Here is a 17,151-nt window from a genome sequence, read left to right as displayed (position 1 = left end):
GGTCAACGGCTTGATTCTAGATGGGATAGCTGGCTGACCTCATCTTGCACCCGGATACTGATATCGACGGCCTGATTCAAAATATCGCTGTAGGTTTGGGCCTGATGCTGGAGTTCTATCGCCTGCAAGGTAATCAGATTTTGCTCGATATTGTCCAATAAAGCTTGGCGACGAGACAGCAGGCCCCGATTCTGCCGTAGAATTTTCTCCGTCATGAGACCCGCAATTAAACTTTCTCGGGCCTTATTGAGGGCTTCGACAATTGTGGTTTGGGTTTGCTCGGCACCGCCTAATTGCTCGAATAAATCGACTGCTTGCAGAACTTGATGATAATGGTCCACTTCATCGAGCAGCCGCATCAAGCTCCGCAGATGTCGGGCTTTGAGCCACATTCTGAATTGACGGACGATCCAGAGACCTAGTGCGATCGCACCAATCCATCCCAAGACCATCAGATCAGACGTTGAACCACGAGCCAGTCCTAGGCCGATGGGGGTCGCAAACATCAGCAAGAGTCCCAGAACTAAGGGTTCCGTTGTGGCGACCACTAAGAGACGTCCAGGGGCATGCAAAGGTAACCGATAGGTGCCAATTAGAAAGCCATTGAGAAGATGATCGCTGACTTCCAGGCCACTGAGCCGTTCAATTTCAAGGGTAGAGATGCGTAAATCTTCCAATGCTGGGGTCATCATCCCTATCCGGCACTGCCCAGAAGATTCGCCAAGGCATTCCAAACTCCGGTCAGAAAATTGCCTTCTCTGGCTCGAAACCATTCGAACTGGCCAGGAGAACCGAAGAAGGGTCGCAAAATCCATCCCAACTGGCTACCCACGACGCCATAGAGTCCTAACCACAATCTCAAGATCGTCAGTCGGAGCTTATAGTTGGCGCTATCTTCATCGGCTGGCCGCATGGCCTGATAGAGGAAGGTCACCCCAAACACTCCTGTGAGGGCAAAAATCACCACATTCAGAAGCTGGTAGAAGGCATAGTCTTTGATGGGGGAAATGGTAATAACAAAGAAGAGCGTAACGGGAGCAAACCCGCAGAGCAGAATAGAGATTACAGAAGCAGCACTCAGGACATAGGTAAAATGCTGAGCCAGGGTTTTCTGGGAACCGAAGAGGGCGTTAAATATATAGAGGGCGGGCAAACAAACCACTAGGGTAATCAGATAAAGGGCGGGCAACTTGACCGCCGACGACAACGCCTGCATGGGGCTATGAAAGGAACCGACAATGCCGCCGTAGATGGCAAAGCAGCAAAAACTACAGAGCAATAAGGCCGAAATTTTACTGTGTAACCGTTTGCGATCGTGAATTTCTTGCAGGAAGGATTGACGGTCTTTCAGCAAACTGAGAAAGGTCGCAGAATAATTCATGATGGATTCAAATAATCTGGATAAAAACCTGGGATTGGGTAGATGGTTCTCGGAATCGAGACGAGCATCAACCAGATGGATCGGTTTGATTTAATCCCTTGCGTGATTAAGCGTTGAGCCAATCCTGGAAGATTCCAAATGTTCTGCCATGATTGGCACTCCCCCAGCCTTAAAACTTCTATTCCCTATGGCACTCTAGATTGGGATATGAAGTTCGCAATGTGTTAGTCCAATCCTAGGATGTGCGTTACTAGGGACCGTTGATCTCAATCATCAAGAGCAGATGATTGAGATCACAAAGCTAATTTTCCACTTCATTCATGGACAAAGATTCACATACCTGTAGGCTGTGGAGCACGAAGTACCTCAATCCTCAATCCTAAGTTTGAGGGCTGGTTATATTTAACAGTTAACTGTAGGCCGCCTGGAATCATAAGCCATAAGCTTTGAGGTTTGTGCAGTCAGTACAATTCGATTCTGATCGTCACGAGTCCAACCCTTTGCTTCTGTAATATTGGATTGAGAAACTTTTGTATAAACCTTATTAGGGCTTGTTTCTCTGGAATGTTCAACCTGTTGAGAGTACAAGTTTTGTTGAGGGAGTTGAGAGGAACGCAAATCTTGCCAAATTGCTGGGGGTGTTTGTAAGTGATTTGGGCCTAATGGCACTCCTCCCCGACCAATGTGGACAAAAGAGCTGTTGCCTATAGCTTGACCTGGGCGACAACTCTTTTGTATTTTTTGTGGCTTTTTTACTATTTCTGGAATGTCCACACCTTCACCGAATGAAGTGAATAGGATGAAACTTGAAATAAATAAAGATTTTGACTGAAAAAAGACTCCATTTAGTGAGGAATTATCAGAGGCCTGGTCAATAAAGAGTACCTCATCTTGCACAAATAAAACAGAATTTTGGATTTTAATATCTGACAATCCATCAAAATTATGTGAAAGTAACTTGTAGCGATCCTGTTGCTGGCTAATTTGTGCTATCCCAGTACTAATACTTATAAAAAAGATATTCCCTTTGTTCTGAATTATAGATGTATTATTGGTATTTATTCCATCACCTACTAAGGCAAATGTTCTGCTGGATTTAGGATTAGAAATTAATTTTGAGTTCCCATTAACCTCTATTTGCCCTGAAGTACCGTCAAATTGAATGCCAACCGGGACGCTTATCCTTAAACTAGGTGCTATTTGAGGGTTAGTAGCGCTAAAGATCTGACCATTCTCAAAGATAAAGCTACTTCCTGTAGTTGCAATAAACGATCCATTTAGGTTCATGGTCGCATCTGGACCGAAAGTGATGCCTGATGGATTCATTAGGAATAAGTCAGCATTACCGAGCACTCCCAAAGTGCCATTGATATTAGATTGATTCCCTCCAGTTACCCGAGCCAAAATAATGCTGATGTCGCTGGGGTTGGCGAAATAAACTTGCTGTCCTTTTTGAATACTAAGTTCCTTGAGACTATGAAATAAAGTACTTCCCCTAACTGCTCCTCCTTTAATTAATTTTCTTTGGATTTGTTGTTCAATGATTGAGTTCTCATTCCCTAAAGTTTGGTCAGGTGTGACTTGAGAAAACGCTGGGCAGAGAAAGAGACTCCAACCCGCTACAGCATATGTCCAAAAGATCGGCTTGATCATTTTCGCTCACTGAATCAGTCATCAGGGAAATCTGCAGCTACAGATACTTTGCTGCGAACACTCCAATAAATATTTCAGGGGAATAATGATCTATTGCCTAGATATTTACGTTAATTGATATTTTTATTCGTTTCAGTATAGAAAGAGTTGATTTTAACCTTCTCATTGAAGAGAACTATCAATATTTATGTTGACTGTAGCCAGTTTGCTTGCCAACTGTTTCAAACTGGTAGCTGACAAATCAGGGAGCTGATGTTGCTGCTGAATATGGGTATATTGGCGCTTCATGGACCGGCGATAGGCTGGATCATAATGCTCTTCCAACAGGGACTGGACGAATGCTGGCCACTGTTGCTCGTCGATGAGGTTATACCAGTGCTGCAGTTGGGCTTTGCTGTAACTGCGTCGCAGTAAATTCAGCTTGTCTTTGAGTAAAGCGGAATTATGGGTGAAATGCTCATAGTGGGTTACCAACCAGTCCACTCGACTACTTATGGGGGCTTGGACTTCGACGCAAGGAGCAGATTGCATTTGGTCCCAGAGGGCTTTGGGGACAAAGCGCTCACCGATTTTATTGCTTTCTGCCTCGATCCAAACTGGGTGAGCGGTATCGAAGGTTTGGAGGGCCGATAGTAAATCCGATTCAAATTGCTTTTGGGAGGGTTGGGCAGAGGTTGCTGCCGCTCCTAATAGAGAACCTCGATGGTTAGCCAATCCTTCTAAATCTAGGACCTGCACCTGAGCTTGAGCCAAACGCTGCAAAATCTCCGTTTTGGCAGTGCCCGTGAGTCCGCACAATACGCGATACGAAAAGTGATACGGCACCTGTTCTAGCTGTTCTCGGACATAGGTGCGATAGGTCTTATATCCCCCTTTCAAAAGGGTTGTACGCCATCCCACCTGAGTGAGTACCAGGGCCATACTTTGGGATCGCTGCCCCCCACGCCAGCAGTAAATTAACGGGTGATACCCCTTGGGGTGATCTGCAAAGTGGTGATTGAGATGATAGGAGAGATTTTTAGAGACCAGTGCCGCCCCCTTCTTGCGGGCCACAAATGCCGATACTTGCTTATATAGCGTCCCTACCTCAGCCCGTTCCTGATCCGAGAGGACGGGCAAATTGATGGCACCGGGGAGGTGATCTTCCGCATATTCAGCGGGGGATCGTACATCGATAATTTCGCTATACAGTTGTGGGCAAATATCGGCTGTGATATTGGGGGTGAGGGGCATCCAGGTCTAGCAGTCTCTAGGCATTAGCAGGAAAGGTTTTTCTGAATTCATCAATCAGGTCATCCATTTCCTCTAGGGCCTGGTTGACGTCAATGCGGAGGGTGCCTAAATCGGGTTGATCGAGTAACTGCACCAATAACCCACGTTTTGATTCCAATAAGGCAATGCGATCGCGCATCGTTTGACTATCCACCAAGGTACCCTCGTTGCCAATTGAATGTGTACAAGACTTAATAATTCTAACAACCGAATCATAACGGTAAACGTCAATTGTTGGGGTGAAGAATCTGGAATAGGAAGGGACCTATGCAATGGCTGATTCCCTTTTCACAATCAATAGTCTGTAACGGTTTCAGTCAAGAGCTGAAAATCTGAGCTAAGCTAACTTATGAATACGTTATATTTGGGCATCTGCTGTGCTTCAACGTTCAACTCTACTTTCGCTTTTCCTAGCCGTAGGCCTTGGTGCTGTTGCCCAACCTGCCTTAGGACAGGCAGTTGTGCCTCGGACCCTTAAACTCGATTCCAAAGAACTCGAGAAGACGGGGCTGGTCTTATTCAAAGAAGCGGTTTACCTGAGCCAATTTCAGCAAATTGAACCTGCCCTAGCTCGCGTCAAATTGGCAACCCAACTCGCTCCCAAGTCTGCAGATGCCTGGGCCTTGTTGGGAGGGTTATATCTCAGCCAAAAAGAAGTCGATCAAGGGATTTCCGCGCTAGAAAAATCCAGAACCTTAAATGCCAAAAATGCAGGGGTTCATTTCAGTCTAGGTGCTGCCTACTTTGGCCAAGAGAAATATGAACAGGCGGCCCAACTGTTGACCATGGGCCTCAAAATTAAGCCGGACGTTCCAGAAGCCCTGTTTGATTTAGGCAATACCTTTTACAAGATGGGTAAATTGAAAGATGCCATCAAGCAGTATGAGAAATCCTTAGATCAAAACGAAAAATTCTGGCCTGCCATCAATAATATTGGCTTAGTCCAATACGAAAAGGGTGAGGTCAGCCGAGCTATTAAGCAGTGGAAAGCGGCGATTGAGATTGATCAGAAATCTGGTGAACCAAAGCTTGCCCTTGCCGTTGCGACTTATGTCGAAGGCGATAAAGAAGAAGGACTGGCTTTAGCCATGTCTGCCCTGAAATTGGATGGACGCTATGGCAAGGTAGCCTTCCTCGAAGAGAACCTCTGGGGCGAAAAATTGATTGCAGACACGAAAGTGGTGTTTGCGACCCCTGAAATTCAGGCTGCATTAAGTGAGCTAGACGTTGAAACCGATGACGGAACGTCTGCAAGCACCTCTCCCTAAGGCTTGGACACTCCGTAAAGAAATTGTAAGGCTTTCCCTAGAGAGATCACCTTATAATGGCTGGCATTCCTGCTTTAAGACTCAGATTGTTTCGTGCAGTTTCTATAGAAATTCGTGGCAGATTTAGGTATTTTTCGTTCCAAAGACTCCGCCATTGACGGTGCTCGATATATCAGTCGAGTGGATGCCTCATTTCGACTGCGCACTTTAAAACCAAAAGATTTGCCTGAGGTGGCGGCCCTTCTCTGTCGGTGTTTCTATCCCGAGGAAGGCTGGCAGTCCTGGTTTAACCCCATTATGCAAATGGGTATCTTTCACGATCTGCAGTCCCGCTACAGCGTCCGCCTGATGCCGTTTACGAGCTTGATTGGTGCTCAAATTGCTCGGGAGTCGTCCGTAGAGTCGGAACTGGTGGGTACCGTTGAGGTGTCTCTAAAATCCTTGTCGCCTTGGATGCCCTTTGCTCCGTCTGTGCCCTATATCTCCAATCTGGCAGTGGCACCTCAATGTCGTTGTCAGGGAGTGGGCAAGCAGCTTTTATTTGCCTGTGAAGAAATGGTTCGTCAGTGGGGACATCACCGACTTTATCTCCATGTGATGGATGATAATACCCCGGCTCGTCGGCTCTATGCGAAAGCGGGATATCAACTCGTAGACAGCCCACCGACTTGGCCCAATATTCTGTTTGCTTCCCCCAAACGACTACTGCTCTGTAAGCGTCTCTAGTTTATTGCTGCTAGAGCTTGATTCCTTATCTTTGTCGGGGTGTTCTCGCCTAACCAATAGAGGGCAACACACCTGTGAATCATATTCTTTTACACTTTGAGGTAAGCCTTGGGCTTTACCTGAGTCTTTGTGATGAAGACTGGGGCCTATCTCTGGAGTGTATTTTTACCTGATTATGTTGTTGCAACCCCATCAACGAACCAAGCTAGACAATGGTGATGATCAGTTTTTCTATGATTATCCGCGCTTTGTCACCCATGTTGATGATGGGTTTATTCAACAACTCACGGATCTGTATCGGCAGCATCTTCAGCCAGGATTTACCATCTTAGATTTGATGAGTAGCTGGGTGTCTCACCTGCCCGAGGATATCAAGTTTGATCAGGTGGTGGGCCATGGTCTAAATGCTGAAGAGCTGGCCAAGAATCCTCGCTTTGATGAATGTTTTGTCCAAAATCTCAATCAAGAGCTGCAGCTTCCTCAAGCCGATCAGACCTTTGATGCGGTATTGATCGCCGTTTCTGTCCAGTATTTGCAATATCCTGAAGCCATTTTTAGCGAAATCCATCGAGTGCTGAAGCCCGGTGGTGTAGTGATTGTCAGCTTCTCCAACCGTATGTTTTATCAAAAAGCGATCCAAGCTTGGCGAGACGGAACGGATGCTCAGCGGGTCCAGCTGGTGCGATCCTATATGGGTTCTGTCGAAGGCCTGAGTGAACCCCAGGTGGTATCGAATCAAACGCCTCAATCGACCCTCTTATCCTGGATGGGGTTAGGAGGAAGCGATCCCTTTTTTGCCGTTGTATCTCGCCGACTTCCCGCAGAGCAAACAGCTGCAAATGAAGGATAGATTTTGAGGATTGGCAATCGAGAGGGGTTGCCATCTCTCAAGTTGGAAATACCATAGAGCATAAACAAAATAGTTGAGTAGACCATGGAGAATACAGTGGTAGGTGGCCCCATTATCCGAAAAATAGAGAGGGCTGATATTAGTGCTGTCGCCAATTTGATGACTCATCTCAGCCAAATAGCGGTGCAATCACACCCAGATATCCATCGTCCCCTACTGGTGGATCATGCTAGGGAATATTTAGAAGAGAAAATAGAGGCTGAGCAAGAATTCATCTATGTTGCAGTGGCTGATGACCAGCTAGTGGGGTATATCCACTTTGAATTTTGTGAACGGGCAGAAACGATCTTTTCTTATGCCAGAAAAAATCTCTACTTACACCAAATCTATGTAGTGAAGGAATTTCGTAGGAAGGGAGTCGGTAGTCAACTGATTTCCACAATGAAACAGTTTGCTCAAGAGATCGAAAACCTGAAATGGATTTGGTTTGATATGTACACTTCCAACTCATCAGCCTTGAAGTTCTATCAATCGCAAGGTTTTGAAGCGATCGGCACTCGTATGAGCTTAGGTCAGGACAGTGGATTTAAGTGATCGGGAGCATGTCACCTTTGCAAGCTAGTATTTATACTCATCTCAGAAATCCTTGCTAGCCTTGCTTTCAGACATCAAATTTTTAATTCTAAATTTTGTGCATCTGCAAAGGTGACATGCTCCCTAAGTGATCTACCTTGATCTATTGACGGTGGCAGCTCCCAAATTCTCCTGAAAGGACTTGAAAACAATCTGATGGCATAAGGTTTCTGTGATATGGATATCGCTCGGTGAACCTCTCTCATCCAGCGATATCCTATTCTGGCAACGGCAATACTCCCCGTCGATTAAACCTGGCCAATATCATTCGAGCCTTTGGTGGCTGCCATCGCTTTCCCCATAAATTCCATCAGCTCAGCATCCACCATGCCTCTACTAGCTACCTCTGCCCCCTCTTGTTGATACATCGACTGTAAAGATGAGGCAACTCTTGAATCGCCCCCGGTGAACTGTTGGATCAGTGATTGCCATTTTTGGGCAATGACTTGCATGGCTTCACTAGCTGGATTCGTGCCTTTTGCCATTTCAGTCCGGGCTTGGTCAATGAGCGTTTGCCATTCTGCCTCGACCTGATGGATGTGCTCTTCACCTAGGGTTTCCCGTCTATCCCGAAGTTGCGCTTGCTGTTCTGGAGTGTAGTGTTTCTCGATCATGGTTGTGACCTCTATTAATTGAAGGAAGTCCTGGATTGAGGTTGCTTCTGTAGACTGCAGCTGAGAAGCGATGATTTCTAGCCGTGCATATAGCTGCTGCTGTAGCTCAATGTGCTCTTTGAGTTTGGATAGATGCAGTTGCACCACGTTATGGGGAGAAAACTCATTCTGATTCAAGCAGTCTTGGATCTGCGCTAGGGAAAAACCAAGTTGACGTAATGAGACAATTTGCTGCAAGCGAATAATGTCATCATCGCCATAGAGTCGATATCCTGCTTCGGTGCGTCGAGAGGGCGAGAGTAAACCGATCTCGTCGTAGTGGTGCAATGTACGCACGGAGACGCCAGTTTGTTGAGCTAATTCGCCCACTTTCATAGAAACCCGTTGGCTGATGTTTCTCTCCGGCATTGGGAAGCAATCCTCATGTGTGAATGGTTCCATGATAGAAACCTCACGTAGGGTGAGAGTCAAGGGGAAAAACGGAAAAATGTGAGGTGGCGCTGGGAAGCTTGGATGGATGAGTTGCGATCGCAAACGACAAAGCAGCTTTTTCCTGTCTAATCAGCAGAGATATCCATAGATTTTGATAGGTAGCTTATTCCTTCCAAGATATCTGAAGCCTCTGTTGTTCTGTATATGTAATACAAATTCCCTCAAAAATCTAGGGAGATGAGATATTTGTAAGTCTATTATTGACTTTCTGTCTCTTTTCTTTTTTCTATTTTTTGTTGATTAATATAAAAAAAGTTTCATTAAAGTTTTGACAAATGAATGAGATTGAGCTGTAGATTTCTTATTGTAATCAAGTTGCTATTAAATTCTTTTTCCGAAGTTTTATGAGAAAATATATTTTAGAAATTTAAAATATTTAATGCCTCAAATAAAGTATTTTATGAAAATAGTTTTTCAACATTTCTAATATGTTTCTAGAGTAGCTATCTAGGCCAATATATAAGCTTGAGATGTCGTTCTTAGTGCTCAATCTTAGAAGCGTAATCAGCCACCTGTCGAAAGATAGATAGTTCTTATATCTAAATATCAAGATGCGCTTCTTGATCCTAGGTTGATCCCATCTCATAGCTATTCAAGACCAAATTTTACCTTAGCGCTGCTACTCAGTTGAGTATCTCAGATAATCATTGAGCAGCGATCATCACATGCTGATTCTAGATCTTAAAAGTCTAATGGTATGTGGACTTTGAATGCTGGATATAGATGAATTTCAGCTCATTTATATCTGAGGGTTTGCAACCAATAAAAACTTATCTTAGGTAGAAAAATGCCTCCTATTAATGATGACCAAAGTCTTGCTGCGAGTATTACCTCTATAGGAGAGACTCAAAGTTATACCTTCACTGCTCAAGCAGGAGACTTGATTAAAGCCTTTGTTGATAATTTGACCGGAGGCCGAGTCAGAATTCAGTTGTTAGATTCAGATGGTGTAACTGTTTTAGAAGAACAAAGCTCGCCTTTGAACACTCGGGATGTTGGTGTTGGATTAACCTCTCTACCATTTAACATTCCCGCAACAGATCAGTATACGCTGGTAGTAGCTGGAGTAGGAAACACAACAGGAAACTACACAGTAGGCCTGACCAACTTTACCGAAAACTCTCAGACCATTGCAGATAACCAAGTTGTCGCCTCTTCTCTTGACTTTGCAGGAGATGGGGAAGCCTATACCTTTACCGCTCAAGCCGGTGACCTGATAGAAGCCTTTGTCGATAATTTGACAGGAGGTCGAGTCCGGATTCGATTGCTGGATTTGAATGGTGTGACAGTTTTAGAAGAGCAAAGTTCGCCTTTGAACACACGAGATGTTGGTGTTGGATTAACCTCTCTACCATTTGCCATTGCAGCGACAGGCCAGTACACCCTATTGGTCGATGGAGTCGGAGACACAACGGGAAACTACACAGTAGGCCTGACCAACTTTACCGAAAACTCTCAGACCATTGCGGATAACCAAGTTGTCGCCTCTTCTCTTGACTTTGCAGGAGACGGGGAAGCCTATACCTTTACTGCTCAAGCCGGTGACCTGATAGAAGCCTTTGTCGATAATTTGACCGGAGGTCGAGTCCGGATTCGATTGCTGGATTCGAATGGTGTGACAGTTTTAGAAGAGCAAAGTTCGCCTTTGAACACTCGGGATGTTGGTGTTGGATTAACCTCTCTACCATTTGCCATTGCAGCGACAGGCCAGTACACCCTATTGGTCGATGGGGTAGGAGACACAACGGGAAACTACACAGTAGGCCTGACCAACTTTACCGAAAACTCTCAGACCATTGCGGATAACCAAGTTGTCGCCTCTTCTCTTGACTTTGCAGGAGATGGGGAAGCCTATACCTTTACCGCTCAGACCGGTGACCTGATAGGAGCCTTTGTTGATAATTTGACTGGAGGTCGCGTCCGGATTCGATTATTGGATTCGAATGGTGTGACAGTTCTAGACGAGCAAAGCTCTCCACTGAACACTCGAGATGTGTCAATAGAAAACTTTCAAATTCAGAATTCCGGAACCTACACACTGCTTGTGGATGGTGTAGGTGATACAACTGGAAACTATATTTTGAATTTTAATGGAGCTTCTTCTCCTTCTCTGAGTTTAAGTATTAGTCCCAATAGCATTTCAGAAAATGGTGGTACAGCGACAGCAACATTGACTCGGAATTCAACGATTGGCGATTTAACGGTTGATCTAATGAGCGATGATATTACTGAAGCTACAGTACCAGCTCAAGTCACCATTCTAGATGGCCAAGATTCAGTTGAATTTACCGTCAATGGAGTGGATGATGTTGTGGTTGATGGTAATCAACTCGTCATGATTAGTGCATCGGCTACTGGATTTTCCAATGCCAGTAGTACCTTGATCATTACTGATGATGACACTGCGCCCCCTCCAACTGCTGATATTGATTACGCTATAGCGACGAGTGCCGTAACGCTCACTGAGGGGGATAGTGGAGCCCAGCAAGTCACCTTCACCGTCACTCGAACAGAGATCACTCAGGTTGCTAGCGCTGCAGTTATTCAAACAGGAACCGGTACGATTCAATCTACTAGCAGTGCGTTCTCTCAAGTGGCTGCTGCTCAAGCTGCTACAAGCATTGACTTTACGATTGGTGGCACAGCAACGAATACTGAAGATTTCACTAATATTGGTGGCACCAGTGGTGCTTCGGGATTAACGGGCACTATTAATTTTGGTGTTGGTGAAACCAGTAAGACGATTACCCTTGATGTTCTGGGCGACACCAATATTGAACCCGATGAAACCATCGTTGTGTCTCTTGCTAATGCTACTTCTCCTGGTACAGCAACTATCAGCACTAACTCTGCGACCACAACTATCTTGAACGATGATGTTGCTCCACCGCCGCCCCCACCCCCAGCTGATATTGACTACGCCATAGCAACAAATCCAGTCACGTTGACTGAGGGAGATAGTGGAACCCAACAAGTTACCTTTACGGTTACTCGGACAGGAGCAACTCAAGTTGCTAGCAGCATCGATTTCAGTTTTGATGGCACTGCAACCAATACGGAAGATTTCAACAATATTGGCGGCACTAGTGGTGCTGCTGGTTTAACTGGAACTATCAATTTTGCAGCAGATGAAACCAGTAAAACCATCACGTTGGATGTCTTGGGTGACACTGATATCGAACTAGATGAGACTATCGTTGTTTCCCTTGCCAATGGGACTGCTCCTGGTACAGCAACTATCAGCACTAACTCTGCGACCACAACTATCTTGAACGATGATGTTGCTCCACCGCCGCCCCCACCCCCACCCCCAGCTGATATTGACTACGCCATAGCAACAAATCCAGTCACGTTGACTGAGGGAGATAGCGGAACCCAACAAGTCACTTTCACAGTCACTCGAACAGGGGCTACTCAAGTTGCCAGCAGCATCGATTTCAGTTTTGATGGTACTGCAACTAATACTGAAGATTTCAATAATATTGGTGGCACCAGTGGTGCTGCTGGTTTAACTGGAACGATCAATTTTGCAGCAGATGAAACCAGTAAAACCATCACGTTGGATGTCTTGGGTGACACTGATATCGAGTTAGATGAGACCATTGTTGTGTCCCTTGCTAATGGAACTGCTCCTGGCACCGCAACTATCAGCACTAACTCTGCGACCACAACCATCTTGAACGATGATGCTGCACCACCTCCACCTGCTGATATTGATTACGTCATTGCTACGAGTGCAGTAACTGTCACGGAGGGAGATAGTGGAGCACAGCAAGTCACATTTACAGTGACTCGAACAGGGGCCACTCAAGATGCCAGCAGTGTTGACTTTGCGTTTGGTGGTACAGCTACTAATACGGAAGACTTTAACAATATTGGGGGTACCAGTGGTGCTGCTGGTTTAACTGGAACGATCAATTTTGGAGTAGATGAAACTAGCAAAACGATTACCCTTGATGTTCTAGGTGATAGTGATATTGAGCCAGATGAGACTATTGTGGTGTCCCTTGCCAATGGGACTGCTCCTGGTACTGCGACTATCAGCACGGACTCTGCGACTACAACCATCTTGAATGATGATGTTGCTCCACCTCCGCCTCCACCCCCAGCTGATATTGACTACGCCATAGTGACCAGTGCAGTCGCGCTGACTGAGGGAGATAGTGGAACCCAACAGGTCACTTTCACAGTCACTCGAACTGGCTCTACTCAAAATGCTAGCAGTGTTGACTTTACGTTTGGAGGTACTGCAACCAATACGGAAGATTTCAACAATATTGGCGGTACCAGTGGCGCATCTGGTTTAACTGGGACTATCAATTTTGGTGTCGATGAAACTAGCAAAACCATCACCCTTGATGTATTAGGCGACACGCATATAGAGCCTGATGAAACCATTGTGGTGTCCCTTTCGAATGGAACTGCCCCCGGCATCGCAACTATTAGCACCGACTCTGCCACCACCACTATCTTGAACGATGATTTCTCGAATGAAGATAATGATTCGGATGATGAGGGAGAGGAGAGAAATGAGAATGATTCAGGAGATGGCGAAGAAAATACTAGCTCGGGCAAAGTGCTGCATGGGACTCATGGCCATGACAAACTTGTCGGTATGGATGGACAGGACACCATTAGAGGCCTTGGCGGTGACGATCATCTATTTGGACGGGGTGGTAATGATCATATTCAGGGTAATGCTGGCAAGGATACTCTCAAGGGAGGATCGGGTGATGATGAGTTGCTAGGAGGCCATGGTCGTGATTATCTGTTTGGCGGTGATGGTCATGATCGATTGAGAGGTGGAAACGGTAAAGATCTGCTGGTTGGTGGCGCAGGATCAGATACTTTTGTCCTTGAACCGGGTGAAGAGAGAGATTATATTCTTGATTTTGATGTAGCTGTTGATAAAGTGATCTTGATGGCCGGGCATCTCTCATTTGACGACCTTAGGGTTACCTCTGTAGGACACAGCTCAGCGGTAAGCGTTGCAAGTACAGGCGATCATCTGGCTTTCTTTGCAGGTGTAGGTGCAGACTTACTCAATGACCATATATTTATGGTGATTGAAAATCCTGATCAAGTTTGAGAGTCAAACGCGTTTACCTTAGAGTCATGAGCTGAAATGGTCTCAGAATTCCAAGATCTCGTTAGAACCCGAAATTCTGAGACCTAAAAGACTGTAGGTTTTATGGGTGGGCCTTGTAAAACTCTCTAGATTTCCGTGCAGACCTATGAATCTGCATCGATTAGCGTCCACTAATTGCAGTAGGCGATCTCCGCTCAATGTGGGTCGTGTAATTAACCTATTTTGCAAAATGATGGAACAGTTGGGCTTGCCCGAGTCGCCTTGTCAACCCATTACACTCGACCAAGTTGTGATGAGAAAGACAATCACGGCCCCTAACGCTAATACTCCCTGAATTAAATTACCGATCAAGGAGCTAGCAACGACTGCTACCGCAGCTTTTAATGCCTGCTTTAGGTTGCGCCGATACAAAAACTCTCCGATAAATGCACCCAGAAATGGGCCAATCAGGAGACCAATAATGGGACCGCCAACGACTAGTGCAGGGGGTAAAAGGCCAAATAGAACTGCAACTAATCCGACCATTGCACCAATTTGCCCCCAACGGCTGACCCCGGCTTTTTTCGCTCCCCAAAAAGTGGCTAGAAAATCTACGGCTGTGCTGATGACGAGTACTGCTATGGCGACCCCCAAGGCCACGCCAATTTTGCCGAAGCCGACCACTAAGCCCCAGAGCAAGATGGCAATTAGTACAAGGCTAGAGCCCGGTAAAGCGGGGACAACGGAGCCGATAACGCCGACGATCATGACGGCGATGAGGAACCAGTACAGAATGATTTGCTGGTCTTGAAGAGTGCTTAAAAAGTCCACAGACATTATCCAGAAATGGGGGTTGATTCTTGTTGGCTGAGGGTATTGTCTAATTTATCTGCGATCGCACTCACCCATACTTCGTCCTGATTGGTGTAGCTGCGAGGGACATTGGCACCTAGAATAAGAACGCCTTCCTGACCAATGGGCTGGCAGATTACACCCTGAGTATTTTCAGGTAGATAATCGAACTCAACCCTGCCTGGATAAAGTTTTAGGGCGACTAAATAGACTGCTTTTCCGGTGTTCAAGACCCGCTCAACAATGGCACCAGGTTTTACGGTTGAGGTCGGTCCTAAGACCCCTCGTCGGAGCAATACCTGATCGCGATACCAAATCACCACAGATTTGGTAACGGTATTGGTGAGCAAAATGTGAGAGGCCCAAGCCAACTCCGTTTGAATGGATTCTGGTAAGTGAGGTGCGAGTTCAAAGCCCTGTTCTCCGATAAGTTCGACCGCTTCAGGCGAACGTGGTTGGACTCGTTGCCAGAGTAACCCTGTCAATATCAGTACAGCACTGATAATGACGCCGACTGCATCAGAACGAGCTTGGGAGGTCGTTAAATTTGGGGTGAGTAAGCGGTTCAGCATGAGTAGGGTGCCGCCTAACCCCCCGACTGCAAAGGGCAGTAAACGTAATATGCGATTGGGATCAGACTTGGTCATCCCTGTTAGGTGGATACTGCAGGACTATCTTCATAGTAATCCGTTGGGGAAAGTGTGTTGTGGCTTAAAAACTGACTTGTAGGTGAAGTACTACTTTTGCCTGTAGAGACCTGTGTGGAGTCTGGGCATTTGATATTCTCTTCCGGCTGTATGGATAGAACTAGCGAAGGCATGATTGACTAAGAGAGAGGAATGGGAAGTCATGTGTGAGTGGGGTTATCAAGCATCTATGGATGAGTGTTTGGATTTTTTAACTTTTTTGATACAAATTGAAGGATGATTAATGTTTATACTCAAGGTTTTTGTGGGAGTTAATCTAGCTTATTTAAATATGATGAAATATAGTTTATTTTGAAGCTAGCAAGAGAAAGATTTCCTGTTGAAAAGTTTTTGAGAAGTCTTTGGCTATTTTGTGTTCAAATTCAATTTTATCAAGCTAGAATATGGGCTGTTTGGTCCGGGAGCATGTCACCTTTGCAGATTGTTTTGAAATCGTTCAGGATACAAGTGTTGCCCAGAAGTCTTCATCAATGAACTCCGAAAAAGCAGCTCAACTCAAAGTCCATCTTGATGCGATAGCCCAATTACTGTACGAAGAAAGCGATCCAGAGAACCTGAAGACGCTAGAAGGTATTGAGATGACGGTGCGTCAGCAAATTCAGACCCATGTCAGTCCCGAACTCGGTCATTTTTTATCCGCACAGCTACTGGCACAGCAGCAGGCCGCAACCGACGCCTGAAAAGCACCTTGGGCGTTCTAAGCATTACAACTCAACAGGCACAGCATCTAGCCGTTTCCCCCTATCGTCAAATCAGTCCTCATTTAGAGAATTGTTGCTTGCGCATCAGTGCCAATGTCTCCTATGCTCAAACTGCTAAAGATGTGGCTTATTTAACTGGGATTCAGGTACCAGCCAAAACCCAGCAGCGATTGGTGCATCAACAACGGTTTCCTACCCCCCAGGCTCATGAAGCTTTAACCGAAGTGAGTGTAGATGGTGGCAAAGTGCGCATCCGCACCCCTTTAGGACACCCTTGTCAGTGGAAAGACTATAAAACCCTGGCAACGCATGTGGGACTCATCGCGGATTATCACAATAATGCCCGGCTCATTGACTGGACTCACCAGCAACCGTTAGCCTCTCCACTGACTTGTTTAGGGGATGGTCATGATGGCATTTGGAATATCATTCGTCAGCTGAGCATACCTGAGCAACGGCGAGAGATTCTGGACTGGTACCATCTGGTGGAAAATCTTCATAAGGTCGGTGGGTCCCTCAAACGTCTGCACCAGGCTGAGCAGCTCTTATGGCAGGGGAAGGTTGATGAAACCTTGGCTCTATTTGAGTCATTGAAGAAAAAGCAGGCCCAAGTCTTTTGCAACTATGTTCGCAAACATCGGCATCGGATCGTCAATTATGACTATTACCAGAGTGAGCAAATCTGCTCTATTGGGTCTGGGGCTGTTGAATCTGCTATCAAGCAGATTAGTCGCAGAGTCAAAATTTCAGGGGCGCAGTGGAATGAAAGTAATGTCCCGCAAGTGCTGGCACATCGGTGTGCTTACCTCAATGGCTTAATTGGAATGCAAAGGTGACATGCTCCCGTTTGGTCCAGGGTAATAATCGAATAGAATCATGGCACTGGTCTGTTAGCAGGATCTAGCTATAATGCTTCCGACGCAACCTAATGTAG

General features: G+C 45.8%; 14 protein-coding genes. 6 read left to right on the top strand and 8 right to left on the bottom strand.

Translation table 11 applies throughout. The annotated features are described in order from the left end of the window. Window positions 1-2 precede the first annotated feature (2 nt). From ON05_RS27525 to ON05_RS27505, 5 genes are all read right to left on the bottom strand, one after another. Window positions 3-692 (bottom strand): hypothetical protein, encoded by a 690-nt coding sequence (locus ON05_RS27525; RefSeq protein ID WP_262562400.1) that lies wholly within the window; start codon window positions 690-692, stop codon window positions 3-5. 2 nt (window positions 693-694) lie between these two features. Beyond that, window positions 695-1,381 carry a hypothetical protein gene (locus ON05_RS27520; protein WP_010475956.1) on the bottom strand — a complete coding sequence of 229 codons (687 nt, stop codon included), beginning with the start codon at window positions 1,379-1,381 and terminating at the stop codon, window positions 695-697. A gap of 402 nt (window positions 1,382-1,783) precedes the next feature. Further along, on the bottom strand, window positions 1,784-3,034 hold the full coding sequence (locus ON05_RS27515) for a filamentous hemagglutinin N-terminal domain-containing protein (protein ID WP_010475957.1): 1,251 nt from the start codon (window positions 3,032-3,034) through the stop codon (window positions 1,784-1,786). A 162-nt stretch (window positions 3,035-3,196) separates the two neighbouring features. Then, a complete protein-coding gene (mnmH, locus tag ON05_RS27510) occupies window positions 3,197-4,267 on the bottom strand; it encodes a tRNA 2-selenouridine(34) synthase MnmH (RefSeq protein ID WP_010475958.1) in 1,071 nt (356 codons plus the stop codon). A 16-nt stretch (window positions 4,268-4,283) separates the two neighbouring features. Then, window positions 4,284-4,460 (bottom strand): hypothetical protein, encoded by a 177-nt coding sequence (locus ON05_RS27505; RefSeq protein WP_010475961.1) that lies wholly within the window; start codon window positions 4,458-4,460, stop codon window positions 4,284-4,286. A gap of 223 nt (window positions 4,461-4,683) precedes the next feature. Between ON05_RS27505 and ON05_RS27500 the strand changes: the two genes are divergently transcribed. The 4 genes from ON05_RS27500 (at window position 4,684) to ON05_RS27485 (ending at window position 7,744) form a co-directional block, all read left to right on the top strand. Beyond that, complete coding sequence (locus tag ON05_RS27500) at window positions 4,684-5,574, top strand: tetratricopeptide repeat protein (protein ID WP_010475962.1); 891 nt, start codon at window positions 4,684-4,686, stop codon at window positions 5,572-5,574. A gap of 114 nt (window positions 5,575-5,688) precedes the next feature. After that, window positions 5,689-6,300 (top strand): GNAT family N-acetyltransferase, encoded by a 612-nt coding sequence (locus ON05_RS27495; protein WP_010475964.1) that lies wholly within the window; start codon window positions 5,689-5,691, stop codon window positions 6,298-6,300. Window positions 6,301-6,475: 175 nt separating this feature from the next. After that, window positions 6,476-7,150 carry a class I SAM-dependent methyltransferase gene (locus ON05_RS27490; protein ID WP_010475966.1) on the top strand — a complete coding sequence of 225 codons (675 nt, stop codon included), beginning with the start codon at window positions 6,476-6,478 and terminating at the stop codon, window positions 7,148-7,150. An 84-nt stretch (window positions 7,151-7,234) separates the two neighbouring features. Beyond that, the gene (locus ON05_RS27485) at window positions 7,235-7,744 is read left to right on the top strand and encodes a GNAT family N-acetyltransferase (protein ID WP_010475967.1); all 510 of its coding nucleotides are present in this window, start codon (window positions 7,235-7,237) and stop codon (window positions 7,742-7,744) included. A gap of 287 nt (window positions 7,745-8,031) precedes the next feature. Here the strand turns inward: ON05_RS27485 and ON05_RS27480 are convergent, their stop codons facing one another. Continuing rightward, window positions 8,032-8,772: a MerR family transcriptional regulator gene (locus ON05_RS27480; RefSeq protein ID WP_010475968.1), complete on the bottom strand. Its 741-nt coding sequence runs from the start codon at window positions 8,770-8,772 to the stop codon at window positions 8,032-8,034. A gap of 904 nt (window positions 8,773-9,676) precedes the next feature. Between ON05_RS27480 and ON05_RS27475 the strand changes: the two genes are divergently transcribed. Continuing rightward, window positions 9,677-13,978 carry a Calx-beta domain-containing protein gene (locus ON05_RS27475; RefSeq protein ID WP_262562397.1) on the top strand — a complete coding sequence of 1,434 codons (4,302 nt, stop codon included), beginning with the start codon at window positions 9,677-9,679 and terminating at the stop codon, window positions 13,976-13,978. Window positions 13,979-14,242: 264 nt separating this feature from the next. On the opposite strand, the gene ON05_RS27470 is transcribed toward ON05_RS27475, so the two are convergent. Beyond that, window positions 14,243-14,794, bottom strand: a complete 552-nt coding sequence (locus tag ON05_RS27470; protein ID WP_010470587.1) for a DUF456 family protein — start codon at window positions 14,792-14,794, stop codon at window positions 14,243-14,245. Beyond that, window positions 14,794-15,456, bottom strand: a complete 663-nt coding sequence (locus tag ON05_RS27465) for a cofactor assembly of complex C subunit B (protein WP_010470588.1) — start codon at window positions 15,454-15,456, stop codon at window positions 14,794-14,796. The genes ON05_RS27470 and ON05_RS27465 overlap by 1 nt, the downstream gene beginning before the upstream one ends. 530 nt (window positions 15,457-15,986) lie before the next feature. Here ON05_RS27465 and ON05_RS27460 point away from each other — a divergent pair. Beyond that, a protein-coding gene (locus ON05_RS27460) for an ISKra4 family transposase (RefSeq protein WP_085945178.1) occupies window positions 15,987-17,053 on the top strand; the annotation gives its coding sequence in 2 pieces (ribosomal slippage) (window positions 15,987-16,143 and window positions 16,143-17,053; 1,068 coding nt in all). The last annotated feature ends 98 nt before the right edge of the window (window positions 17,054-17,151 follow it).

This window comes from Acaryochloris sp. CCMEE 5410, assembly GCF_000238775.2.
Lineage (GTDB): Bacteria > Cyanobacteriota > Cyanobacteriia > Thermosynechococcales > Thermosynechococcaceae > Acaryochloris.
This window is presented reverse-complemented; position numbering and strand designations above follow the sequence as displayed.

Coding starts and splice junctions, on each gene's coding strand:
- ON05_RS27520 (WP_010475956.1), bottom strand. CDS start 1,381: ATGAATTATTCTGCGACCTTTCTCAGTTTGCTGAAAGACCGTCAATCC.
- ON05_RS27490 (WP_010475966.1), top strand. CDS start 6,476: ATGTTGTTGCAACCCCATCAACGAACCAAGCTAGACAATGGTGATGAT.
- ON05_RS27480 (WP_010475968.1), bottom strand. CDS start 8,772: ATGAAAGTGGGCGAATTAGCTCAACAAACTGGCGTCTCCGTGCGTACA.
- ON05_RS27475 (WP_262562397.1), top strand. CDS start 9,677: ATGCCTCCTATTAATGATGACCAAAGTCTTGCTGCGAGTATTACCTCT.
- mnmH (WP_010475958.1), bottom strand. CDS start 4,267: ATGCCCCTCACCCCCAATATCACAGCCGATATTTGCCCACAACTGTAT.
- ON05_RS27465 (WP_010470588.1), bottom strand. CDS start 15,456: ATGACCAAGTCTGATCCCAATCGCATATTACGTTTACTGCCCTTTGCA.
- ON05_RS27470 (WP_010470587.1), bottom strand. CDS start 14,794: ATGTCTGTGGACTTTTTAAGCACTCTTCAAGACCAGCAAATCATTCTG.
- ON05_RS27485 (WP_010475967.1), top strand. CDS start 7,235: ATGGAGAATACAGTGGTAGGTGGCCCCATTATCCGAAAAATAGAGAGG.
- ON05_RS27525 (WP_262562400.1), bottom strand. CDS start 692: ATGATGACCCCAGCATTGGAAGATTTACGCATCTCTACCCTTGAAATT.
- ON05_RS27515 (WP_010475957.1), bottom strand. CDS start 3,034: ATGATCAAGCCGATCTTTTGGACATATGCTGTAGCGGGTTGGAGTCTC.